Source organism: Pantoea sp. GbtcB22 (assembly GCF_019091025.1).
Classification (GTDB): domain Bacteria; phylum Pseudomonadota; class Gammaproteobacteria; order Enterobacterales; family Enterobacteriaceae; genus Pantoea; species Pantoea leporis.
Map to the genome: position 1 here is coordinate 451,200 of NZ_JAGXKB010000002.1, position 23,967 is coordinate 475,166.

General features: G+C 54.6%; 23 protein-coding genes. 14 read left to right on the forward strand and 9 right to left on the reverse strand.

Annotated elements, in window-relative coordinates; genetic code table 11:
- Position 1: 1 nt before the first annotated feature.
- The 5 genes from KVT28_RS09890 to KVT28_RS09910 all read right to left on the reverse strand — a co-directional run bounded on the left by KVT28_RS09890 (position 2) and on the right by KVT28_RS09910 (position 5,123).
- Positions 2-1,624, reverse strand: coding sequence for a TIGR04028 family ABC transporter substrate-binding protein (locus tag KVT28_RS09890; protein WP_217548071.1), 1,623 nt, complete (start codon positions 1,622-1,624; stop codon positions 2-4).
- A gap of 13 nt (positions 1,625-1,637) precedes the next feature.
- Positions 1,638-1,817 (reverse strand): hypothetical protein, encoded by a 180-nt coding sequence (locus KVT28_RS09895; protein WP_210080278.1) that lies wholly within the window; start codon positions 1,815-1,817, stop codon positions 1,638-1,640.
- Between the two features lie 474 nt (positions 1,818-2,291).
- Positions 2,292-3,578 carry a TRAP transporter large permease gene (locus KVT28_RS09900; RefSeq protein ID WP_101761395.1) on the reverse strand — a complete coding sequence of 429 codons (1,287 nt, stop codon included), beginning with the start codon at positions 3,576-3,578 and terminating at the stop codon, positions 2,292-2,294.
- A gap of 12 nt (positions 3,579-3,590) precedes the next feature.
- On the reverse strand, positions 3,591-4,097 hold the full coding sequence (locus KVT28_RS09905; protein ID WP_110868462.1) for a TRAP transporter small permease: 507 nt from the start codon (positions 4,095-4,097) through the stop codon (positions 3,591-3,593).
- Between the two features lie 48 nt (positions 4,098-4,145).
- Positions 4,146-5,123: a TRAP transporter substrate-binding protein gene (locus KVT28_RS09910; RefSeq protein WP_217548073.1), complete on the reverse strand. Its 978-nt coding sequence runs from the start codon at positions 5,121-5,123 to the stop codon at positions 4,146-4,148.
- A gap of 368 nt (positions 5,124-5,491) precedes the next feature.
- Between KVT28_RS09910 and KVT28_RS09915 the strand changes: the two genes are divergently transcribed.
- From KVT28_RS09915 to KVT28_RS09955, 9 genes are all read left to right on the forward strand, one after another.
- Positions 5,492-6,487: an MsnO8 family LLM class oxidoreductase gene (locus tag KVT28_RS09915; protein ID WP_217548075.1), complete on the forward strand. Its 996-nt coding sequence runs from the start codon at positions 5,492-5,494 to the stop codon at positions 6,485-6,487.
- Between the two features lie 22 nt (positions 6,488-6,509).
- On the forward strand, positions 6,510-7,667 hold the full coding sequence (locus tag KVT28_RS09920; RefSeq protein WP_217548078.1) for an amidohydrolase: 1,158 nt from the start codon (positions 6,510-6,512) through the stop codon (positions 7,665-7,667).
- An 82-nt stretch (positions 7,668-7,749) separates the two neighbouring features.
- On the forward strand, positions 7,750-9,063 hold the full coding sequence (locus tag KVT28_RS09925; RefSeq protein WP_217548080.1) for an LLM class flavin-dependent oxidoreductase: 1,314 nt from the start codon (positions 7,750-7,752) through the stop codon (positions 9,061-9,063).
- Positions 9,064-9,081: 18 nt separating this feature from the next.
- Positions 9,082-10,014, forward strand: a complete 933-nt coding sequence (locus KVT28_RS09930; RefSeq protein WP_192235005.1) for an ABC transporter substrate-binding protein — start codon at positions 9,082-9,084, stop codon at positions 10,012-10,014.
- A 9-nt stretch (positions 10,015-10,023) separates the two neighbouring features.
- A complete protein-coding gene (locus KVT28_RS09935; protein WP_101761402.1) occupies positions 10,024-10,536 on the forward strand; it encodes a GNAT family N-acetyltransferase in 513 nt (170 codons plus the stop codon).
- Positions 10,537-10,545: 9 nt separating this feature from the next.
- Positions 10,546-11,472: an amino acid ABC transporter permease gene (locus tag KVT28_RS09940; RefSeq protein ID WP_110868467.1), complete on the forward strand. Its 927-nt coding sequence runs from the start codon at positions 10,546-10,548 to the stop codon at positions 11,470-11,472.
- Positions 11,456-12,250 carry an amino acid ABC transporter ATP-binding protein gene (locus KVT28_RS09945; protein ID WP_217548082.1) on the forward strand — a complete coding sequence of 265 codons (795 nt, stop codon included), beginning with the start codon at positions 11,456-11,458 and terminating at the stop codon, positions 12,248-12,250. Before KVT28_RS09940 ends, KVT28_RS09945 begins: the two co-directional genes overlap by 17 nt.
- Complete coding sequence (locus KVT28_RS09950; RefSeq protein WP_217548085.1) at positions 12,250-13,155, forward strand: ABC transporter substrate-binding protein; 906 nt, start codon at positions 12,250-12,252, stop codon at positions 13,153-13,155. The genes KVT28_RS09945 and KVT28_RS09950 overlap by 1 nt, the downstream gene beginning before the upstream one ends.
- A gap of 329 nt (positions 13,156-13,484) precedes the next feature.
- Positions 13,485-13,910, forward strand: a complete 426-nt coding sequence (locus KVT28_RS09955) for a hypothetical protein (RefSeq protein WP_254633494.1) — start codon at positions 13,485-13,487, stop codon at positions 13,908-13,910.
- 52 nt (positions 13,911-13,962) lie between these two features.
- On the opposite strand, the gene KVT28_RS09960 is transcribed toward KVT28_RS09955, so the two are convergent.
- Positions 13,963-15,123, reverse strand: a complete 1,161-nt coding sequence (locus tag KVT28_RS09960; RefSeq protein ID WP_254633495.1) for a bifunctional diguanylate cyclase/phosphodiesterase — start codon at positions 15,121-15,123, stop codon at positions 13,963-13,965.
- A gap of 399 nt (positions 15,124-15,522) precedes the next feature.
- Between KVT28_RS09960 and KVT28_RS09965 the strand changes: the two genes are divergently transcribed.
- The 3 genes from KVT28_RS09965 to KVT28_RS09975 all read left to right on the forward strand — a co-directional run bounded on the left by KVT28_RS09965 (position 15,523) and on the right by KVT28_RS09975 (position 17,295).
- Positions 15,523-16,083 carry a non-canonical purine NTP pyrophosphatase gene (locus tag KVT28_RS09965; RefSeq protein ID WP_101761408.1) on the forward strand — a complete coding sequence of 187 codons (561 nt, stop codon included), beginning with the start codon at positions 15,523-15,525 and terminating at the stop codon, positions 16,081-16,083.
- Positions 16,080-16,874, forward strand: a complete 795-nt coding sequence (locus KVT28_RS09970; protein WP_008108794.1) for an SIR2 family protein — start codon at positions 16,080-16,082, stop codon at positions 16,872-16,874. Before KVT28_RS09965 ends, KVT28_RS09970 begins: the two co-directional genes overlap by 4 nt.
- A gap of 73 nt (positions 16,875-16,947) precedes the next feature.
- Complete coding sequence (locus KVT28_RS09975) at positions 16,948-17,295, forward strand: YebG family protein (RefSeq protein ID WP_217548088.1); 348 nt, start codon at positions 16,948-16,950, stop codon at positions 17,293-17,295.
- A 42-nt stretch (positions 17,296-17,337) separates the two neighbouring features.
- Here the strand turns inward: KVT28_RS09975 and KVT28_RS09980 are convergent, their stop codons facing one another.
- Positions 17,338-18,447: a Fic family protein gene (locus KVT28_RS09980; RefSeq protein WP_217548090.1), complete on the reverse strand. Its 1,110-nt coding sequence runs from the start codon at positions 18,445-18,447 to the stop codon at positions 17,338-17,340.
- A 270-nt stretch (positions 18,448-18,717) separates the two neighbouring features.
- On the opposite strand from KVT28_RS09980, the gene KVT28_RS09985 reads away from it, so the two are divergent.
- Entirely contained in the window at positions 18,718-20,658 is a 1,941-nt protein-coding gene (locus tag KVT28_RS09985) for a methyl-accepting chemotaxis protein (protein ID WP_217548093.1), read from the forward strand.
- Positions 20,659-20,669: 11 nt separating this feature from the next.
- Here the strand turns inward: KVT28_RS09985 and KVT28_RS09990 are convergent, their stop codons facing one another.
- Both KVT28_RS09990 and KVT28_RS09995 read right to left on the reverse strand, forming a co-directional pair.
- Entirely contained in the window at positions 20,670-21,887 is a 1,218-nt protein-coding gene (locus tag KVT28_RS09990) for an MFS transporter (protein ID WP_101761412.1), read from the reverse strand.
- 79 nt (positions 21,888-21,966) lie between these two features.
- Positions 21,967-22,965 (reverse strand): GlxA family transcriptional regulator, encoded by a 999-nt coding sequence (locus KVT28_RS09995; RefSeq protein WP_254633496.1) that lies wholly within the window; start codon positions 22,963-22,965, stop codon positions 21,967-21,969.
- A 108-nt stretch (positions 22,966-23,073) separates the two neighbouring features.
- On the opposite strand from KVT28_RS09995, the gene KVT28_RS10000 reads away from it, so the two are divergent.
- A complete protein-coding gene (locus KVT28_RS10000) occupies positions 23,074-23,910 on the forward strand; it encodes an alpha/beta fold hydrolase (protein WP_217548095.1) in 837 nt (278 codons plus the stop codon).
- Positions 23,911-23,967 lie beyond the last annotated feature (57 nt).

Sequence of the window (23,967 nt, forward strand, 5' to 3'; positions counted from 1 at the left end):
CTTAGTGTTTTTCCAGCCACGCGCCGTAGAACGACGGACGACCGACGGCTTCAAAATTCACGCCTTTCAGCCACGGCGCACCGGCAAACACCTGCGGTTCTTCAAAAATCGGAATCACATAGGCCTGATCGAGCAGATAGCGCTGCGCCTCGCCGGTCACCGCCAGGCGTTTTGCCGGATCGACTTCCGAGGAGATCCCCAGCAACAGCGTGTTCAGTTTGTCGTCGCGGAAGTTCTGCACCTTGTCGCTGGAGCCGCCTTTTTGCAGCAGCGCATCACGGTTAGTCGGATAGAACTGGCTCTTCACCACATCAGGATCGGCGCGTCCCACTTCGGACACCACCAGCGGGGTTTTCAGCGGATCGAGGTTATCCAGCACGCGGCTGCCTGCATCACCGGCTTTCACCGCCAGCGCGACGCCAACCTGACGCCACTGCTGTGCCACCAGCTGTAGCACCTCTTTGTTCTGCGGCTGCGGCAGCGATTCATAAATGGTCAGCGCCAGTTTCTTGCCATCCTTTTCGCGGATGCCGTCGCTGCCCGGTTTCCAGCCTGCTTCATCCAGCAGCTTTTTCGACAACGCCGGATCGAATTTCAGCTTGTCGGCCAGATTGACGTAACCGGCCGCCGAGGTGGCGATCACCGAGGTGGCCTGCGGATAGTTCGGTGAGAACAGGGTTTGCACCACTTGCTGAGCGTTGGTGGCGTGCAGCAGCGCCTGACGCACTTTCACATCGCTGACTAGCGGGTTATCCGGGCGGAAGCTGATGCTGTCGTTGACGCCACGCGTGGGTGCAGCGTAAATCGGGAAGTTTTGCTGCTGCGCCTGCTTCTCGTCGTAGGCTTGCACCTGACGAATGAAGTCGACCTGGCCGGCCAGCAGCGCGCCAATACGCACGCTGTCTTCCGGCGTGACGATGAATTTAATGCCGTCGAGATTGGCGGGACCTTGCTGGGCGAGGTTTTTCGGGCCCCATTGATAATCTTTGCGCGCGGTTAAATCGACCTCGCGGCCGAGTTTCTCATCGCTGACCACAAATGGACCGGAACCAATAATATGACGCGCATCGCCGAGTTGGTCGAAGCTACGCTGCAGCGTACTGAGGGAAACCAGGCCCGAACCGATGGTAGCGGTGCCCTGTAAAAAACCGGGTGACGGTTTTTTGAAATAGAATTTCACCGTCTGAGGATCAATAACTTCACTGCGGTCGTAATTATTGATCACTTCGGAAACCGGCAGGCGCTGGGCTTTATTTCCCAGACCGTAAGTATCAAAGTTTTTGGCTACCGCATTGGCATCTAAGGGCGTGCCATCAGAGAAGGTGACGCCGGGACGAATTTTAAAGGTATATTCGGTTTTATCGGCGTTACTGCTCCAGCTTTCGGCAATCCACGGTTCCACTTTTAAGGTTTCAGGATTCTGCCACGTCAGCTTATCGGTAATTTGATTCAGAATACCGCCATTGGGATAAAAGCCACCGGCGGGTGGATAAAGGTTGGTATGTGCCTGTTGTTCGAGGTAAACCAGCGTGCCGCCTTTAACGGGCGTGTCTGCCGCGTGGGCGCTAAAAATCCCTGATAGCAGGGCCAAACTCAACGCCTGCAAGTGAAAATGCTTAGTCATGGTGTTTCCCTTTTTAATCAATAGCCCGACGGGCGGTTTTCATCATTGAATGCCGCACACGGGAGTTGAACCAAGGAATTGCACTAAGCTTTGCTAAAAAAAATAAATAGGCGTTCTGTTCATACGATGGGGCGCCATAAATGGCGTAATGCTTATTAGCTAAGCCATTGGCGATGGCGCTGACCGGTGCCACTTTTGGTCCTGCGGTCCTCGCGCCGCTTACGCGGTACCTTCACTTCGCTCGTCTGCCTGACGGACCGGCGGAGACGGGACGTCCTGTCCCGGCTCCGCCTTTCGCCCGCGTCCTGCGGGCTCTCCTGGCTTCCTCGCTTCGTTCAGCGCTGCGGATTGCCGGCCCAAAAGCGGCCCCGGCCTGCTCCAAACCTTCAGTGCGTGTTGTTGAAAAGGGCACATTTGCCAGAGGCGCTGACGCGTCTGCTGCGGCAAAAGGGCTATCCGCAGCGCTGAGGCTTTTACGTTGGGCCAGGAGCCTCACGCAGGGATGCGTGAGGCAGTTCGGGGCCGGCCAGGACGGCCGATCCCCGAATGATCCGTCGGCACGACGTGAAAGCCGAAGGTACCGCGCTAGCGGTGCGAGGACGGCCCGTGACGCAGTAGATGTGTCAGAGCCCGCAGCAGATTTAAAGCACAATGATTTGACCGGTTGTTACATCACGCCCATTAAACGCGGTAGCCATAGCGATAACGCCGGAATATAGGTAATCAACATCAGCACAATAAACAACACGCCATAGAAAGGCAGCATGGCGGTGACCACTTGCTCAATCTTTTGCTTACTCACTGCGCTGGCGACAAATAATACCGTGCCGACCGGTGGCGTAATTAAACCGATGCCTAAGTTGGTTAGCATTATCATGCCGAAATGCACCGGATCGACGCCGAGTGCGGTGGCTACCGGTAATAGTACCGGCGTCAGAATCAGGATCAGCGGTGCCATATCCATTAGCGTCCCCACCACCAGTAGCAACAGATTAATGCACATCAAAATCACATACTTGTTACTGGAAAATTGGGTAAAGGCTTCGGTAATAATGGTGGGTAATTGCATAAAGGTCATTACCGCACCGAAACCGGCGGCGAAGGCGATCAACACCATCACAATGGTTACCGTTTTGATGGTCCGAAACACCAGGATATGCAATTGCGTCCATTTGAAATCACGGTAAATAAACATGGTGACAAAGAACGCCCAGATGCAGGCAATGGCTGCCGATTCCGAGGCGGTGAACACGCCGGAAAGAATTCCGCCGAGAATGATGAAAATGGTGAACAATCCCCAGAACGCATCGAAGAAGATTTTCAACGCCTGCTTGTAAGGGATGCGCTCACCTTTGGGGTAGCCGCGTTTACGCGCAAATCCCAGGCACATTACCATTAAGCAAAAACCCAGTAACAGGCCAGGAATGATGCCGGCGACAAACAGCGATGAGATGGTGACAACACCACCGGTGGCGAGCGAATAAATCACCGAATTGTGGCTGGGCGGGGTTAACACCGCTTGTACCGAGCCGCTGGCCGTTACCGCCGCAGCGAAGTCACGCGGATAGCCTTTCTCCTCCATCTGCGGAATCATCACGGAACCAATCGAGGCGGTATCCGCCACCGAAGAACCCGAAATCGCGCCAAAGAAGGTTGAGGCGACAATATTCACCAGCGACAAACCGCCGCGAATAAAACCAACGAAAATATAGGCAAAGTTGACCAGCCGCCGGGCAATGCCGCCTTCCGCCATAATCGCACCAGCCAAAATGAAGAACGGAATGGTTAACAGTGAAAACTTATTAATGCCGTTGGTAATCTGAATCACCACCGCTTCCAGTGGTAAATCGATCCACCATGCCCCGATAAACGCGCTCAATCCAACGGCAAATGCCACCGGGAAACCCACCAGCAGTAATACTACCAAACTGCCTATCAAAATCAGTGCGTCCATTTTCTTCTCCGCTTAGTGGGTGCCGCCAAGAGTCACGATGGCGCGTTGGCTTTGATCGCCATTAACCAATCTTTCAATGACAAACAGCAGGGTGAAAATCGCGCCGATTGGGATCGGCAGATACATTTCGCCATAGGTCACCACCGGTAGTGAGGCCAGCGTTTGCACCCACATCGCTTCACACAGGTTGTAACTGGCGCGGAAAATCACCAGACAGGTGATGATCATCAGCGCGTCAGACAACTTGAGCAGCCAGCGCTGATTCACCGGCGAGAGCCGGTCGGTCATCATCGAGACGCAAATATGCGTACCGGCGCGGAACCCGACTGGCGCACCAATAAAGGTAAAGATGATCATGCAAATGATGGCGACCGGTTCTGGCCAGGATAACGCGTCGTTCAGCACATAGCGGGTGAAAATCCCGATGGGAATCACCGTCACCATAATCAACAAGGCAACAGCGGCGATCGCCATGCACAGCAAATAAAGCCCATCCATCAGACGAGAGTATGCAGTCATAATGTTTACCTGATTAAAACGCCACGCAGGCACGTGGCGTGGGGAGGATTACTTCACATCAGCAATTTGTTTCATCAAATCCTGATATTTCCCGCCAAACTGATCGCGCACTGGCTGGGTGGCTTTCATGAAGGTTTCACGATCGGTTTCCTGGAAGGTCACGCCACCGGCTTTCATCTTCTCGATGGATTGTTGGGTGTAAGTTGCCCAGAGCTGACGCTCTTCCTCCTGCGCCTCTTTGCCTAATTTCTTCAGCAACGCCTGGTCGTCAGCCGAGAGGCGATTCCACAAAGGTTTAGAGTAGAGAATCATTTCAGGCTGAATGAAGTGGCCGGTGAGGGTGTAGTACTTAGCGACGGGCATATAGTTGTGGGCAACAAAGGTTGGCGGGTTGTTTTCAGTGCCATCCACCACGCCGGTTTGCATGGCGCTAAACACTTCGCTCACGCCCATTGCCACCGGGTTTGCGCCCATGGCTTTTAAGGTCGCCAACGAAATCGCACTGTTTTGCACGCGGATTTTCATACCCTTAAGATCGTCGGGTTTGGCGATTGGCTTTTTGGTGATCATGTTGCGCACACCGGCGTCGGTCCAGCCGAGGAATATCATACGGGCGTTAGGATCGTTATCGAATTTCTCGACGATATTTTTTCCGATATCACCATCAAGCACCTTGTGCATATGATCCTCATCGCGAAAAACATACGGCAAGGTTAATACGCTGGTTTCTGGCGCGATGGTGGTGACCGGTGCCAGCGAAACACGGATCATGTCAATGGCGCCCAGTTGCACCTGCTGCAGCGTCTGGTCTTCATCGCCGAGTACGCCACCGGCGTAAACCTTCATTTCTAATCGGCCATCAGTGGCTTTTTTTAGCTTCTCGCCCATGTGTTCAAGCGCCACCACCGTGGGATAACCCGCCGGTTGAACTTCGGCCACTTTAATGACCTTGACGGAAGCCACTGCCGGGCAAAACGCTGCCGCAGAGGATAACGAAACGACCAGAAGTAATTTTTTAAACGTCATGCTTTTTCTCCAGCTAAGGGGAGGCAGGAAGGTGCGGCGCATTAATTTGTCGAAGGATGCCGCGTGGTGTCAGCATAGAGAAAATAGTGGCTGGAAAAATAAGGGAATGGCGATTGGATGAATTACGTCACATTTTGAAACGATGTTTTAATAATTTTATATTGAGTGTCACATTTTCAAAACATCACCACAACAATCCATATCCTGTGGGGATAATTATGTGTTTTCAAAGGAGTTTAAACCACATGGTCCAATCTATCTCCCTGATATGCATAAAGTAAATATAGATACGACAATATCATGTTTTACGAATCCGCCTTCTCCACCACAAACTACTCGCCATATTCATGACGAAAAGGATAAGGCGCATGTCATACCGACTGAGTTTGCTGGATAAATCGCCGATTGCCGACGGAGAGACAGCCAGCCACGCGCTACACCGCACGTTACAGCTGGCGCAGCAGGCGGAAGCCTGGGGCTATCACCGCTTCTGGTTAGCGGAGCACCACAATACCGATCGTCTGGCGAGTCCGTCGCCGGAACTGCTGATCGCCTGGATCATCGGCCAGACACAACATATTCGCGTCGGCTCCGGCGGCGTGATGCTGCAACATTACAGCCCGTACAAAGTGGCGGAAAACTTCAACTTGCTGGCGTCCTTAGCGCCGGGCCGCATTGACGTTTGTGTTGGCAAAGCGCCGGGCGGCTTGCCGCTCTCAACGCGTGCGTTGCAGCTCGGTGTGCATCTGCAAGAGAAAGGCAGCTTCGCCGAGCAATTGACGCTGCTGGATAGCTGGTTGCAAGTGCCGCCAGTGGGCGATGAAGAGATTCTGCGCGCTACGCCACAGCCGCCGCGTCCGGCCAATCGCTTCCTGCTGGGTGCCAGCGAAGAGAGCGCCAAACTGGCGGCGGAACTCGGCTGGCAGCTGGTGTTTGCCGCGCATCACAACGGCGATCCGCAACTAATGGAAAAAGTCCTTAACAGCTATCGCCAGCACAGCAACGGCCAGCGCGCGCTGGTGGCGGTGCAAGTGGTGGTGGCGGACTCGCCGGCGGAAGCCGATCTGCTGGTGGATAACCTGCGCGTTTATCATGTCAACGTGAAGGATGGCCCCAGCGTTAACGTCGGCAGCGTCGAGCAGGCCGAACGCTACGTGCGTCAGGGCGGTTATACCGATTACGTGATTGAACCGCGCACGCCATCGCTGCTGAAGGGCACCGCCGCGCAGGTGCATGCCAAGCTGGATGCGCTGCATCAGAATTTCGGCATTGAAGAGTTCGTGATTGATACGCCGGTGGCTGAAGAGCAGGCGCGCGTGAAATCACTCGAACTGTTGGCCACTCACCGTTTAGTCACCGCATGATTCGCTGCTTCCGGAGGCAGGTATGACGCAATTTAGCGAACATCAGCTGATTGACTGGCGACGTGAGCTGCACAGCTGGCCGGAGTTATCCGGCCGCGAAGTCGAGACCACCGCGCGCCTAAGCCGCTGGTTACAGGACGCCGGTTTGCGTCTGCTGGATTATCCGCTGGAAACCGGCGTAATCGTGGAAGTGGGGCACGGGGACACGCTGATTGCGCTGCGCGCCGATATCGATGCGCTACCGATTCACGAAGCCACCGGACTCACTTACCGCTCGCGCAACAGCGGCGTAATGCATGCCTGCGGCCACGATGTTCACAGCGCGGTGATGCTGGGCGCGGCCTTGCAGCTGAAAGCCGTTGAAGATCAATTGCCGGGGCGCATCCGTATTCTGTTCCAACCGGCAGAAGAGAACGCCACCGGCGCACGCCAGTTGATCAATGCGGGCGTGCTGGACGGCGTGCAGGCGATTTTCGGCATGCACAATGAACCCGGTTTGCCGACCGGCACCTTCGCCACCCGTGGCGGCGCGTTTTACGCCAATGCGGATAAATTTATCGTGCGGGTTTCCGGCAAAGGTGCGCATGCCGCGCATCCGGAAGAGGGCGTGGACAGCATTGTGGTCGCCAGCCAGATTATTCAGGCGCTGCAATCGCTCACCAGCCGCAGCTTCAATACGCTGGACAGCTTAGTGCTCAGCGTGACGCGTATCGACGCTGGCAAAACCTGGAACGTACTGCCCGGCGAGGCCGAATTTGGCGGCACGGTGCGCACCCACGACAAACAGGTGCGCGCGGAGCTGGAGCAGCGCGCCCGCACGCTGGTGGAGAATATCGCCGCCGCCAACGGTGCCAGCGCCACCTTCAGCTGGCATCCGGGTCCGCCGGTGCTGGAGAACGATGCGCGCTGGGCGCAGTTTGCCAGCAACGTGGCGCAGCAGGCGGGCTACCGCGTGCAGACCGCTGAGTTACATCTCGGCGGCGAAGATTTTGCCTACTACTTACAGCAGATCCCCGGGGCGTTTGTCAGCATTGGCAGCGCGAGCGAATTTGGTCTGCATCATGGCGGCTTCAATCCTGATGAAGCGCTGATTGCCCCCGCTGCACACTACTTTACGCAACTGGCTCAGCAAGCGTTGCAGCACCTCAACGCGCGATGTCGTGACGCCATTCTGAACTAACGCGATTCACCCTTTAATTCCGGTTCTGTACGGCGACAGGCATGTCGCCGTCAGGCTGCGCCTTGGCAAAAGAGAGAACATTATGACTGCAAGACAACTGCGATTGGGCACCATTCTGCATGGCGCGTCCGGCAATATGTCCGCGTGGCGTCATCCGGCGGCGCTGGCCGATGCCAGCATCAATTTTGATTACGCCAAACATATTGCGCGCAAGGCGGAAGCGGGCAAGCTGGATTTCCTGTTTGTTGCCGATGGCCTGTTTATTAATGAAAAATCGATTCCCCACTTCCTCAATCGCTTCGAGCCGCTGACCTTGCTGTCGGCGCTGGCGGGCGTTACCGAGCATCTTGGTTTGGTCGGCACGGTTTCCACCTCATACAGCGAGCCGTTCACCGTGGCGCGGCAGTTTGCCAGCCTCGATCATCTGAGCGGCGGTCGTGCGGGCTGGAACGTGGTGACCTCGCCGCTGGAAGGTTCGGCGAAGAACTTCTCGCGCCAGCAGCATCCGGAACACGCGCTGCGCTACCGCATCGCTGATGAGTATCTGCAAGTCGTGAAAGGGCTGTGGGATTCGTGGGAAGGCGACGCTTTCGTGCGTAATAAAGAGAGCGGCCAGTTCTTTGATCCTGAGAAGCTGCACACGCTGAATCACCACGGCGATTTCTTCCAGGTGCAAGGGCCGCTGAATATCGAACGCACGCCGCAAGGACGTCCGGTGGTGTTTCAGGCGGGCGCATCGGAAGATGGCCGCAAGCTGGCCGCTAAACACGCCGACGCCATCTTTACCCATCAGCCGACGCGCGAAGAGGCGCAGGCGTTCTACCGCGATGTGAAAAAACAGCTGGTTGCGAATGGCCGCGAACCGGGCGATCTGCACATTTTCCAGGGCGTTGGCGTGATCGTTGGCGACAGTGCGGAAGATGTGGAGCAGCAGTATCAAACCACCGCCGCGCTGGTTTCCATCAAAGATGCGCTCAACTATCTCGGTCGCTTCTTCGATCATTACGACTTCTCACAATATCCGCTGGATGAGCCGTTCCCGGAACTCGGCGATATCGGGCAAAACAGCTTCCGCAGCACCACCGACGAAATCAAACGCAAGGCGCGCGAGCATGGCCACACGCTGCGCCAGGCGGCGCTGGAAGCCGCGACGCCGCGTCCGCTGTTCCACGGCACGCCAGAGCAGGTAGCCGACGGTTTGCAGCTGTGGTTTGAGAGCGAAGCGACCGATGGCTTCATCATTCAGGGCGGCACGCCAGATACATTCGAACGCTTTGTCGATCGCGTGGTACCGATTCTGCAAGCGCGCGGTTTGACCCGCAGCGAATACCCCGGAACCACGCTGCGCGCCAGCTTTGGTCTGAAAGATCCGGTTAACCAATACACACAAAAATAAAACTCGAGAATAAACGCTATGCAGAAAAAATCCCTTATTGCGCTGTTGTTGCTGGGCATGAGCAGCGCCGTATTCGCCGAAGATGTGGCGGTTAACGGTCAAAACATCAGTGTTGAAGCCAACAAAACGCCGATCAATACCGCGAAAAATGACGCCGCAGTGGCGCAGATCCCGGCTGGACATCGCTTTGCCGTGCCGGGTTCGTTCACCGTAGCGGTCGCCGCGCTGAATTCGCCGCCATTAACTGTATTCAGTGATGACAACAAAACCCTGCTCGGCAGCGAAGTGGATATCGCCCGCTTAGTCGCCGACAGCCTGGGTCTGAAACTCAACGTGGTGCCAACGTCATGGGAAGACTGGCCGCTGGGCGTGGCATCGGGCAAATACGATGCGGCGATCAGTAACGTGACCGTCACTAAAGAGCGCAAAGAACGCTTCGATTTCGCCACCTATCGCAAAGATTCACTCGGTTTTTACGTCAAATCCAGCAGTCCAATTACGTCGCTGACCAAAGCCGAAGATATTGCCGGACTGCGTATTATCGTCGGCTCTGGCACCAATCAGGAATCGATCCTGCTGGCCTGGGATAAAGAGAATCAGGCTAAAGGATTGAAGCCGTTTACGCCGGTGTATACCAAAGACGATGCGGCCCAAACGCTGGCGCTGCAGTCGGGCCGCGCCGATGCCTACTTTGGTCCGAACGTAATTGGCGCCTGGAAAGCGGCGCTGACCAAGCAGACGCGTTTGGTTGGCAGCGTCGATGGCGGCTGGCCGAAAGCGGCGCACATCGCGGTGACGGTGAAGAAAGATGGCGGTTTAGTGCAGCCGATCAACACCGCGCTGAATGGCGTGATCAAGAACGGCGATTACGACAAGGTGCTGAAGCGCTGGGGTGAAGGCGTTGAGCGTATCGACAGTTCAGAGATCAATCCGGCCGGATTGGGCGATTAAGGAGGCCGCATGAGCGAGCAACTGTTCCGCGAAGTATCACCGGAAGCGCCTGAGCTGCAACCGATTTTGACCGGACTGTTTGGTGAATATACCGCGCGCTACGGCGCGTTCTTCACCAGCCAAAAAGAGGTGGAGCTGACCGAATGGTATTTACCGCCGCGCGGGCTGTTTATCGTGCTGGAGCGTGACGGCGAGATCATCGCGATGGGCGCGTATAAACCCTACGACGAGGTGACCGCTGAGTTTAAACGCATCTGGACGCGCAGCGATCTGCGTCGTCAGGGATTGGCGCTGCTGATCCTGCAGGAACTGGAGCGCCGTGCGCTGCGTGCGGGCTATCAGCGCGTGTTTCTCACCACCGGTTTCCGCCAGCCAGAAGCGGTGAAGTTGTATATCGGCCACGGTTATCAGCCGCAGTTTGAGCTGCTGGAGGATATGGAAGTCTACAGCCAGCCGCCACACGATGGACGCTTGCGCTTCCTGAAAGTGATTGATGTACATAGCGTGGCGCAGGCCAGCTAAGGAGTTGTAATGCGTAATGAACCACAACGTTTAACCGTGGTGCCGGCGCGATATCCGGCACGTACCGTCGGCGCGATTGTCGCGCTGTTTATTCTGGCCAGCGTGATTGATTCGGTTGCGTTCAATCCGCGCTGGGAATGGGGCGTGTTCGCCAAATGGTTTTTTGATCCGGTGATCCTCAGCGGTTTGGGGCAAACGCTGCTGCTGACGCTGTTTGGCACCATACTCAGCCTGATTTTTGGCGGTTTGCTGGCGCTGGCGCGCCTCTCGTCATCCTGGCTGCTGAGTACGCTGGCGTTTGGCTATATCTGGCTGTTCCGCTCGCTGCCGCTGATCGTGGTGCTGATCATCCTCTACAACTTCTCCTATCTGTACGACACGCTGTCGCTGGGCATTCCGTTTACCGCGCTGTCGTGGGGCCATTTCCAGACCATCAACGTGCTCGGCCAGTTCCCGGCGGCGGTGATTGGTTTGACGCTGGTGCAGAGCGCTTATAGTGCTGAGATCATTCGCGGCGGCTTTTTGGGTGTCGATCACGGCCAGTTTGAAGCGGCTTCGGCGCTGGGATTATCCTCCACGCGCCGTACCTTCCGCATCATTCTGCCACAGGCGCTGCGCGCGATTATTCCTACCACTTTTAATGAAATCATCAGCCTCGCCAAAGGCACCTCAATGGTTTACGTGCTGGCTATGCCGGAACTGTTTTACACCATTCAGATGATCTACAACCGCACACAGCAGGTGATTCCGCTGCTGATGGTCGGCGCGGCCTGGTATCTGATCATCACCACCGTTCTGTCACTGTTGCAGCACAGCGTTGAGCGCTGGCTGGCGCGCAGTGTCACCCGTGAACCGCAGCCGTCGCGCTGGCGTCAATGGCGTAACCGCAGCGCCAAACCTGCAACCGAGGAGCTTTCCCATGTCCGAAGCCATTGATTACCGCAATCTGCATACCGCTGGCGCCATTAGCATTACCGGCGTGAGCAAGTCGTTCGGCAAACTGAAAGCGCTGGATGATGTGTCACTGGAGCTGGAACCAGGATCGGTGACGGTGATTCTCGGGCCGTCTGGCTCGGGCAAATCGACGCTGCTGCGCACCATTAACCATCTGGAGCGCGTTGATGAAGGCTATATCCAGATCGATGGCGATTACATCGGTTATCAGCGTCGCGGCGACAAGCTGTATGAGCTGAAAGAGCAGGCAATTCTGCGTCAGCGCATCAACGTTGGCTACGTGTTCCAGAACTTCAATATGTTTCCGCATCTGACGGTGCTGGAGAATCTGATTGAAGCGCCGATTGCGCATCGTCAACTGTCACGCCGTGAAGCGATTGATCGTGCGGGTGAATTGTTGGATGTGGTTGGCCTGCGTCACAAAGCCGATGCCTGGCCGCGCCATTTGTCGGGCGGCCAGCAGCAGCGCATCGCGATTGCGCGTGCCTTGATGCTCAATCCGCGCGTGATGCTGTTTGATGAACCGACGTCAGCGCTCGATCCCGAGCTGGTGGGTGAAGTGCTGGATGTGATCAAAAAACTGGCGCGTTCCGGCACCACGCTGGTGATTGTCACGCACGAAGTCGGTTTTGCGCGTGAAGTGGCGGACAACGTGGTGTTTATGGTCGATGGACGCATTGTTGAGCAGGGCAGCAGTAATCAGGTGCTGAATCAGCCGCGCCACGAGCGCACCAAACGTTTTCTGGCGCGGGTACTTTAATGGAACGAGTGATTATTGCGGCGTTGCTGACAGTGATGTCATGCGCGCCAGCCATCGCAGCAGAAACGCTGGATGCCAAAAACAATGAAACGCCGATCAATATAGCCGCGAATCCCCAGGCTATCGCGAAGATTCCGGCGGGTTTTCACTTTGTGAATCCGGGTTATTTGACCGTCGCCACCACGGCGATGAACTCGCCGCCGATCGGTTTATGGGCGTCGGATAATAAAACGCTGATCGGCAGCGATCCGGATATTGCGCGTCTGCTGGCGGACAGTTTGGGTTTAAAGCTGAAGCTGGTGCCAGCCGCGTGGGAAGATTGGCCGCTGGGTATTACCGCTGGACGGTATGACGTGGCGATGTTCAATATTGCCGTCACCGAAGAGCGCAAAAAGAAGTTCGATTTCGCCACCTATCGCGCGGATAACCACGCCTTTGCGGTGAAAACCAACAGCGCGATAACCGCGATTAAGGGCCGAGAAGATGTGGCGGGTAAGCGCATCATTGTGGGTTCGGGCACCAATCAGGAGCGGATTTTACTCAGCTGGGATGAGAAGAACCGCGCGCAGGGCTTAGCGCCGGTGCAGCCCATCTATCTCAACGATGATGCGGCGGCCACGCTGGCGCTGCTTTCGGGACGTGCGGATGCAACGTTTGGCCCTCAATCATTGGCAGCATGGAAAGTCGCTTCGCGCGGGCAGACCAAAATCGTCGGCCACGGCCCGTTCCGCGCTTGGGTAGCGGTGACCACTAAAAAAGGTAATGGATTGGATGTGGCACTGCAGCAGGCAATTAATGGCGCGATTGCCAGCGGCGAGTACAAACAAGTATTGGCACGCTGGGGCGAACAGGAAGAGGCGGTGGAAACCTCGCAGGTAAATCCGCCGGGGATTGTTTACCAGTAATTTTCTGTTCTGCTTAATTTTGCGAGAAAGCTCACGATGTGAAAGTTGTGAGCTTTTTTTATTTCATTGGGTTTTAGGTCGGCTCACATTAAATTGTCGGTAGATTGTTACTTGCTCAGTTGACTGATTATCTTCTTTGTTTTTTTGACAGTTATTTTTATTTTCTTATTCAAACCACTAATGTTTGTGAAAAAAACCGGTGTTAAGATGTTCAGGGTTTTGGGCGAGTGCGGTGTTTAACGTTTACCATTGCAAAAGGGAGTTTGATTATATGGCCTACCGTCAACCTGCATTACCCAATCAAAAATGGAAACGATTGGGGTGAAATAATGTTAGCTGAACCGTTAAATAAAAGTGTTATCAATTATGCGTGCCGTCAACGTAAATGCAAACAAGGCGGACAACCACCGAGCGGAGGTAAAGGAATGCAAGAGCGTGTTAAAAGTCTGGAAGACAATGTTACCGTATTGGTTTCTGACGTAGCGGTGATTAAGTCAAACTATGCCACGAAACAGGATGTCGAAGCGGTCAAAGCGGATGTGGCGGTAATCAAGTCAAATTATGCGACTAAAGAGGATGTGGCTGCCGTGAAAGCGTATGTAGCGGTGATCAAGTCTAATTACGCTACCAGGGAGGATGTTGCGGCGATAAAGGTCGATTTATATAAAGCAATGATTACACAAACCAAATGGATGGTGACTACCCAATTTGTAACCTTAGGAGCGGGTCTTTCACTTGCGAAACTGCTGTTTTAGTTAATATGCCGTGTGCCGGTCGCCATAAATGGCGACCCTGCAAAACAGGAGATTATATTTTGGCTTTCTTGATCCATACCTGCGCATCTGCGGGCGGCAGCGGGCGGGCGAAATGGTAGCCCTGAAACAGATGACAGCCTTTATCGCGCAGGTAGGTGAAATACTCCTCACTCTCGATGCCTTCAGCCAGCACATTCAGACCCATTTCACGCGATAACTCGATGGTTTTCTGCACCACAATCGCCGATGACTCATTTTTAAAAATCTGCATGATTAATGATTTATCGATCTTAATATCATCAATGGCAAAATCGCTGATCGATTTAAGCGATGAATAGCCGACGCCAAAGTCATCAATCGCCCATTTAACACCTAATTGGCTAAAATGGCTGATTACGTCGCCAATACGCTTCTGGTCGTAGACAAAGGTGGTTTCAGTAATTTCAAACTTGAGGCGTTCGGGGCGGATTTTATAATGCGACAGCGATAACAAGGTATCCTGGGTGAAATCGCGGTGTATTAACTGCAGCGGACTGATGTTAACAGAAAACACCAAATCACTAAGGTGCTGACCGCGATCCCATTCGGCGATTTGCTGTAAGGTGTGTTCCATCACCCACTTGCCAATGTCGATAATCAAGCCACTTTTTTCGGCCACTGGAATAAACACTTCGGGTGAGATAAAGCCTTTAACAGGATGCTTCCAGCGCAGCAGGGCTTCAAATCCAATCAGCTTTTTATTGCTGTCGACTTGTGGCTGGTAATAGAGCTCCAGCTGATTCTTTTCGATGGCTTGTGAAAGTTCGCGTTTGATCAAATCGGTTTCGGAGTAGTTGCCGCGCAGCGTGAATGCCGTTAACAATAGCGCGATCATCGGCACTGCACAGTTGACGATATAAAAGCCGGATTCATGCGGAATATTGAGCTTAAACGCGCTATGTTGCCAGGTTAATCCGGTCGAGATAAAAAACAGATAAACCACCAGGCAGATTAACGGGAATATTTTACTTAAGTAAGGTGTTTGCTGGCGTAATACCAATGCTGAGCCGACGGTTAACGCCACCAGATAATTGTACTCTGAGTGTTTTTCTACTCTGTGGTCATTATCCAGCAGAAACAACAGCATTATGATCAGTAACAAAGCATGCACGATGATGTAGAGATGTTTGTTCAGCTTGTCACGGAATGCCGCAATGACAATATAAAATCCCATCGCGGTGCTCAGGCAATATAAGGCGGAAACACCATTTTCTCCCTTAATGAAATTCGTCGCTACCATATAAAAACCCGCCAGGATGCTGGAAAATCCAGCAATGAGCAGAGTTAAGCGCAATTTTTTTTCTGGGTTATCACCCTGCAAAATGAAGGGTAAATCTTTTAGCATGGAATATCTGGAGCTAAAATAAGAAATCATCTGAGGTTCTCATTTTTACTGTCATATTTATTAAATTGAATCGCATAATTATTCTAGATTCTTGCATCGATAAAGTCATAATTTTGTTTTCTCCTATCAGAGATTGTTCCTACCCAGTGCCCGGTAGGCGCGCTAGAATCAACGACCAACGGAAAGGCTTTTACAGAGCTTAAACTCACCTTCAACATACTGATTGCAATGAAAATACGATTCCTGTCTGCCAATGAACTAAAGCTGGCCGAGGTGCGTACCATCCTTGAGCCGGTCGGTGTCGAAGTGCTGCCCATCGCACGCCGTATTGAAGAGATTCAGACTGAAAATGAGGTTGAACTGGTGCGCGACAAGCTCACCAAAGCGTTCTCTATTATTGGTCGTCCGCTGTTTGTCGAACACACCGGGCTCTATCTGGATGGCCTGAACGGCTTACCGGCCGGATTAACGCGCATCTTCTGGAGCCGCCTGAATGCCGAGCGCTTCACCAAACTGGTGAACGGTTTAGATAGCGCCTGCGTCACGGCAAAAACCGTGCTTGGCTATTGCGATGGGCAAAAAATGTATCAGTTCGAAGGCGAACTGCGCGGCACCATCGCCACTGAGCCTGCTGGTCCACGCGAATTTCAATGGGACTGCGTGTTTATCCCGGAAGGGCACACGCAAACCTTCGCCGAAATGGGCGAGCTGAAAAATGAGATTTCGATGCGTCGCCTGGCGCTGGATCGCTTCGCAACCTTTTTGAAAACATCGCGGGGATTGGCATGAAACCCGAGCTAAAACGCGCCTATGACGCCGGTAAACTGATCTTGTTCGCCGGTGCAGGCATTTCACGCAATCTTGGCCTGCCGGAATGGCATGAGCTGATTGCGCACCTGGCTAAAGAGCTGGGCTACGACCCGAAAATCTTCAATACCTACGGCACGCATCTGTCGCTGGCGGAGTATTACAAGCAGCGTAAAGGCTCGCTGGGACCGCTGCGCAGCTGGATGGATCGCGAATGGCATCGCCCGGATATTGATGTGCGCAGTTCTGAAATCCATACCATGATCACCCAAGGCAATTTCTCACGCATCTACACCACCAATTACGATCGCTGGCTTGAAATGGCGCATGAGGCGCACAACGTGCCTTACAGTAAAGTCGCGAACGCGGCAGATTTGGTGTCGTTGACTGAAGATAAGCGCCACATCATCAAACTGCATGGTGATTTCGACGACGATACGTCAATTGTGCTGGATGAAAGCAGCTACTTTGAACGCCTCTATTTTGATTCGCCGCTGGATATCAAACTCACGCACGACGTCATGGGCAACTCGGTATTGTTTGTGGGCTACAGCATCAGCGATTTCAATATTCGTCTGTTATTCTACCGCCTGACAAAAATGTGGGGCCGAACCGGCTTGGCCACCGCGCGTCCTAAATCGTACCTGTTCACCAACCGCAATAACCCGGTGGCAAAAGAGGTATTAGGGCAGTGGGGCATTGAGATGATCGTCTCGGAAGAGGACGATCCGCGCAAAGCGTTGGCGCTATTCCTGGAAGAATTACTGGCTTAACAGCAGAAAGTCATTGCCTGGAAAAGTTTGATCAGAATATACTGTATATAAATACAGTTAATCGAGGTGCATCATGGCAGTCGAAACCAAATATGTTGTAGTCAGAAAGGGTGAAGAAAAGATGACGTTTGCCAATAAAAAAGACGCGGATGCCTGGGACAAAATGCTCGATATGGCAGACGCCTTTACCGATTGGCTACAGCAACATCAGCCAGAGTTGGGTGAAGCGCAGGCCGAAGCATTGGGTCTGCTGTTGGCTGAACAGAAAGACGCGGTGCAGCATATCCTGCGCACCAGCAAGCTGCCGGATATTGTAAAGGCAGAAGAAGTCGCGCCAACGCCTGAAGCCGCTGCGGAAACCGAGAGCGAAGCGGAAGCGGTAGCGCCGGAAAAGAAAGTCCGCGCGGTTAAAGCGGCCTAAGCCGTTTTGTCAGGTGCGCATTGATGCGCACCTGGTTACTCATCAATGTTTAATCTGGTAGCGCGTGCTGCGCCCGCCGCCGGGTAATTTCTCCAGACAACCTTTCGCCAGCAGTTCTGTCAGATGTCGCGTCGCCGTGGCTTTACTCACTTTCGCCACCTTCTGATACTGGCCGGCGCTTATGCCTGCGTTAAATCCCTGTTCACCGCCATCCAGTAAGCGATTCAGCACGCGGGTTTGCTCCGCACTCAGCTCAGCAGCATTGTGCATTAACCAGAAGCGCGCTTTGTTTTGCGTGCGCGTGACGGTTTCCAGCGCGCGCTCAAGGCTGTCATTCAGCACATCACAAAACCACAGCAGCCAATCTGTGACGTCCAGCGCACCGCACTGCGTCTGCTGCAGGATGCGGTAATAATCGGCACGTTGCGCCAGAATCGATGCGGACATGGCATACAAGCGGATGCTTTGGCTATCCGCCTGCGCCAGCGCCAAATCGGTCAGGGCGCGGGTGATGCGTCCATTACCGTCATCAAACGGGTGCAGCGTAACGAACCACAGATGGCACAGCGCGGCGCGCAACAGCGGGTCGAGCAGCGGATCCGCGCGGCTGTGATTAAACCACGCGATAAATTCCTCAAGCTGTGCCTCCAGCCCGGCGCGCGGCGGCGCTTCGAAATGTACCGTTGGCCGATCGATACGCCCCGAAACGACCTGCATCGGTTCATCACCGCGCAGCGTGCCGACATTCAGTCGCTTGATGGTCCATTCGCTTGCGGGGAATAACCAGCGATGCCACTGGCATAAACGCGCCAACGTGAGTTCCTGATCACGTTGCGTGATGGCATCCATCATCATGGTTGCCAAACCTTCGGAACGTTCGGAAACCGGGTAAGGCTGATCGAGCGAAACACCTAAACGGCGGGCAAGGGACGATCGTATCGACTGCGCGTTGACGCGCTCATCTTCAATCGCTGAGGAAGAGAGGATATTGCTGAGTAACGTATCCAGCGTTTGTTGATCGCTGTTATCTTGCACGCTGGCGCGGCCCAGCAAGACGCCGCGCTGCTGCTGCAGCTGGCGCAGGCGCGGCAGTAATTTCTCATCCTGCCAGCGAAACTGCGGCCAATCGGGCTGCTGCCAAATCCACATCATAGAGTCACTCCTGAATTGCATGAGCTGAATAGATGGGTTATTCGGCTCATATGGTGAGCTGAATAATAGTCTGTAATCGGCTCATTGACTAGTAGAGCAGGCAGGCATCTGGCGCTGACCTGATGTCGGTGACCATCAATGGCAATCCACCGGAGTTTGGTACCTTGCCATCAAGTTCTACCGCCGCGCGCCGATAGAGTGTTCAAAGGGATGTACGCGCACAGGGAGTGGTTCTGAATACCGAAAAGTGTCAACTCCAGGAGCGCCATAATGGCCAAACACGCATCACCCAAGAAAACAATGAGCACCCGCACGCAGATGCTGCTGACGGGCGCCTTAACCATCACACTCGGCTTTGCTGTAACCATCGGCGTGCTGAGCTGGCAATCCAGTAACGAACAAAAGTCGCTGGCCGAAAGCTATCTGCAGCAGATTGCACAAAGCCAGGCGCTGCAAATTCAGCATGAACTTAGCTACGCGCGCGATGTGGCGCATAACCTCGGCCACAGCTTGATCGCATTGCCAGCGGCGGGCATTCAGGACCGTAAAGTTGCTGATAAGCTGATGGAATCGGCGCTGCGCGATAATCCCGATTACCTGTCGATCTCAGTGATCTTCGAAGAGAATGCCTTCGACGGACGTGACGCGGAGTTCGCCACCCAAGCCAATGCGGCACCGAAAGGTCGCTACGCCTTCTTCGTCGATCGCGATCAAACCGGCAATTTTAACCTGCATCCGCTGACCTCGATCTTCACGCCGGGTCAGGGCGATTACTATCTGCTGCCGCAAAAAAGTCAGAAAGATATGCTGATTGAACCTTACAGCTACGCCTACAACGGCGTGCCGACGCTGCTGACTTCGGTAGCGGCGCCGATTGTGAGTCAGGGCAAACTGTGGGGCGTGGTGACGTCCGATATTTCGCTGGCGTCGCTGCAGGAAAAGGTCAACAAAATCAAACCGTGGGAAGGCAGCGGCTATGCGATGTTGCTCTCCAGCGCGGGTAATGTGGTTTCCTATCCGGATAAAAGCCAGACCAGCAAGCCGTGGAAAGGTGATACCCATAACTTCAGCAGCAGCGTGATGGAACATCATGATGCGTTGCTGGGTGAAGATGCGCTGGTAACCTGGCAGCCGGTGGTGATTGGTAACAGCGATCAGAAATGGTATCTCGGCGTGGTTGCGCCGGTCAGCCAGGTGATGGCGGCGGCGCATCGTCAACTGATTAACGCAGTGATCCTGATGATCATCAGTATTCTGGTGGTGTGTACGCTGCTTGGCATGCTGTTCAGCCGCAAAGTGCTGAAGCCGATTGGTGGCGAACCGCTGGAAGCCGCGACCATCGCGCTGGCCGTCGCCGATGGCAAACTCGATAACGTCATCACGTTGAAAGGGCGCGATAACAGCAGCTTGTTCTATGCGCTGCATACCATGCAAAACCAGCTGCGCGATATCGTGGGACAGATTCAGGATGCCAGTTCGTCGGTGCGTCAGGGCGCGGGTGAAATCGCCAGCGGCAACCTTAATCTCGCCTCGCGTACCGAGCAGCAAGCTGCCGCGCTGGAGCAAACGGCCGCCAGCATGGAGCAGATCACTGCTACGGTGAAACACAACGCCACCAACGCGCATCAGGCGACAACGCTCACCGACAACGCCACGCACATTGCCAGCCGTGGTGAAACGCTGGTGGGCGAAGTGGTGCAAACCATGGCGCAAATTGACGACAGCGCGAAGAAAATTGGCGACATCACCGCCATCATCAATAGCATCGCCTTCCAGACCAATATTCTGGCGCTGAACGCCGCAGTAGAAGCGGCGCGTGCCGGAGAACAAGGACGCGGCTTTGCCGTGGTGGCGTCGGAAGTCCGTAATCTGGCCCAACGCAGCGCCAATGCGGTGAAAGATATCGGCGCGCTGATTGAAGAATCCACGCAGCGCGTCGGCAGCGGCGTGCAGCTGGTGCAGGATGCGGGCAAGACCATGCAGGAGATGACGCAGGCGGTGAATTCGGTGCGCACCATTATCGGTGAAATTGTGATCGCTTCCGATGAGCAGGCGCGCGGCATCAGCCAGGTGACCATCGCGGTGAACGAGATGGACAGCACCACGCAGCAGAACGCCGCTCTGGTGCAGGAGATGTCTGCCGCCGCCAGTTCGCTGGAAGATCAGGCCTCGCAGCTGGCGAATACCGTTGGGCGTTTCCAGCTGAGTTAATCGAGCCACAGTTAAGAACGCGCTGAGCGTGGCACGCCGTTTTTCTCTGAATAACGGCTGCCTATCCACCAGGTGATCAGCGCCGCCAGGGCAATTGCGCCTAGCACGGCAAACGCACTGCGATAGGAATAGGCTGCGGCAATGTTTCCCGCCAACGCGGGACTCATTGCCGCGCCGACGCCCTGCATGAGCATGATAAAACCCTGACCCGCATTAGTATGTCCGCTGCCCTCAAGCACCTTCACGATATAACCCGGCACCGCCACGCCCAGCAGACCCGCCGCTACGCCATCCAGAATCTGTACCGGAATCATGAAATAAGCGCCGTCAAAAGCGGAGGCAATCAACGCACGTAATGGCAGCACCAGCAGCGCCGCCGTGATCAGCACGGGGTAGCCAAAACGCGGTGCGTGACGTGCAGCATACAGCGCCATGGGAATCATCACACATTGTGAAATAACCACCGTGGCGGCAGCATAAAGTCCGGGGCTGATGGCTGCGTTGTGCGCTGCCGCCACCCGCAGGCTCAGCATAGGTAACAGCGCGGCATTGCCAAGATGGAAGAGTAACAGCGTGACTCCCGTGATAATGACGGCAGGATTACGGGCAATCTGATAAAGACGCGGGACGTTGCTGGCCGATTCGCTGCCAGAAAGCCCGCGCGCGGCAAGGTTATCGATGTCGTTATGACGAATAGCCAGCACGGCTGCACCTGCGCACAGCGCCATCGTCGTCATGAGTACAAACACCGCACCCGTTCCCCACAACCACACTGAAGCACCCGCAATAATGGCGGCTGTCATATTTCCGCCGTGGTTGAAGGCTTCATTTCTCCCCATTTGATGGCTAAATCCTTGCGGACCGGCCAGGCCAAGGGTAATACCCGTCAACATCGGCGCGATGAGCGCGGCGGAAAGGCCAGTCACAATCTGCGATAAAACCACGATCCATCCCTGATGGAAATACCACAGCAGCAAGGTGGATAGGGTGATCAGGAGTGAACCGATGAGCAGCAACGATCGTTTATGGCGAGTAGCGTCTGTGGCTAAACCCGCCGGCAGAGTGGCAACCAGCCCTGCAAGGCCACCGGCGGTCATCACCCAGCCAATATCTCCTGCATTCCAGTGGCGTTCTGTCAGAAATATGCCGAGAAAAGGCCCAAGACCATCTCGTACGTCAGCCATAAAAAAGTTAACCAGACACAGAGCCTGAAGCGAACGCAGTGGCATAGAAATCCTTAGCAAGTAATCGGAACGGGACGAACGTAATCATGGCAGGAAAACGGCAATTTTCCTGCTGTGATGGGCGTTAATTATGTTGCCGGGTACCAAACCGCTGCCGATACTGGCCGGGCGTGACGCCGGTGAGTTTGCGGAAAATTTTGCGGAAAGCGGAAGGGTCGCTGTAGCCGATCTCCCAGGCGATCTGATCGACCGAACGATTACTCAGCTCCAGCGCGTCGCGCGCTTTCATAATGCGTACCTGCTGCAAATAATCCGTTGGCCGCAGGCCGGTCGCTTTCTGGAAATGGCGCAGAAAAGTACGTGGCGTCATGCTTGCCAGCGCCGACATGCTCTCAATGCTGTGCTGCTCGGCAACATGGGCATGAAGATGATGCTGCGCGCGCAGAATCTGGCTATCACCGTGATCGAAATTGGGGATAAATGCCGAATAGGTGCTTTGCTCGCGTCGCGGCGGGTCGATCAGTAAAAAGCGTGAGGTCGCCAGCATGGTGCCGGTGCCGAGCACTTTTTCGATCAGCGTTAAACCCAAATCCGTCCACGCCAAAATCCCACCGGCGGTAATAATGTCGCCATCGTCAATCACCATATTTTCCACCGCGACGTCTACCGAAGGAAAACGCTCCGACAGCGTCTGCGCAAAGGCCCAGTGCGTGGTGGCGCGACGATGATCGATTAGTCCGGTTTCGGCCAGCACAAAGGCACCGGCGCACACCGAACAGAGCGTTACGCCTGCGTCATAAAGCTCACTCATCCAGTCGGCGGGCACCTTCATGGGCACCATTTTCGCTGGCACCACCAGACTTGGCGGCGCAATCACGTGGCTCAGGCGATGTGCTGTATCGGGATGGCTATCCCAGACGCAAACCATGTGATCGCTGTGCGCATCAATCTGCCAATGTGAGACACGAATCGTCCGCTTGCGCTCTTCACCCGATATATTCTCGGCCCACTCCGCAGCAATCCTGAACATATCGGTTAAGCCATATATCGCCGCGAGTTGGCAATCGGGATAGATCACCAAGCCAATCTCCGCGACAACGCTGCTTTCGTCAGTTTTAATCATTTGTCAGTTACGGCCCTTAATGTGTCATATTTGACAATATTAGCCGCTGCCGCTTTCCATAACAATAAGCCCATCGAACGCAGACAATCACATACAGAGGACTTACTCATGAGCAACGGCATCATCACCACCCAAGACGGCACCAAAATCTTTTACAAAGACTGGGGCCCAAAAAACGCCCAACCGGTAGTGTTTCATCACGGCTGGCCGTTAAGCGCCGATGACTGGGATAACCAAATGTTGTTCTTCCTGGCACAAGGTTATCGCGTTATCGCCCACGACCGTCGCGGCCACGGACGTTCCGACCAAACCGATAGCGGCAATGATATGACCACATACGCCGCTGACGTGGCAGAACTGGCCAAAGCGCTGGACCTGCGCAACGCCATCCATATCGGTCACTCTACCGGTGGCGGCGAAGTGGCGCGTTATGTGGCGCATGCCGAAAAAGGTCGCGTGGCGAAAGCAGTGTTGATGGGCGCCGTGCCACCAATCATGTTGCAAACCGCCGCCAATCCTGAAGGTTTGCCAAAAGAGGTGTTTGACGGTTTCCGCTCGGCGCTAGCCGCTAACCGCGCGCAGTTCTTTATCGATGTGCCAGCGGGGCCGTTCTACGGCTTTAACCGTCCAGGTGCGAAAGTGAGCCAGGGTTTGATCGATAACTGGTGGCGTCAGGGCATGGCGGGCGGCGCTAAGGCGCAGTACGACTGTATCGCTGCGTTCTCGGAAACCGATTTTACCGAAGATTTAAAAGCGATCACGGTGCCGGTATTGGTGCTGCACGGGGAAGACGATCAGGTGGTGCCGATTAATGATTCGGCGCATAAGGCGATTAAGCTGCTGAAACAGGGCACGCTGAAAACCTACCCAGGCTTGTCGCACGGTATGTTCGCGACGCATCCTGAGCAGATTAATCCTGATTTGTTGGCGTTTGCGAAAGCGTAAATTACCGAGTTCACGAATCGTAGCGGCGCAATTATTTGCGCGATAAATCGCGCCGCT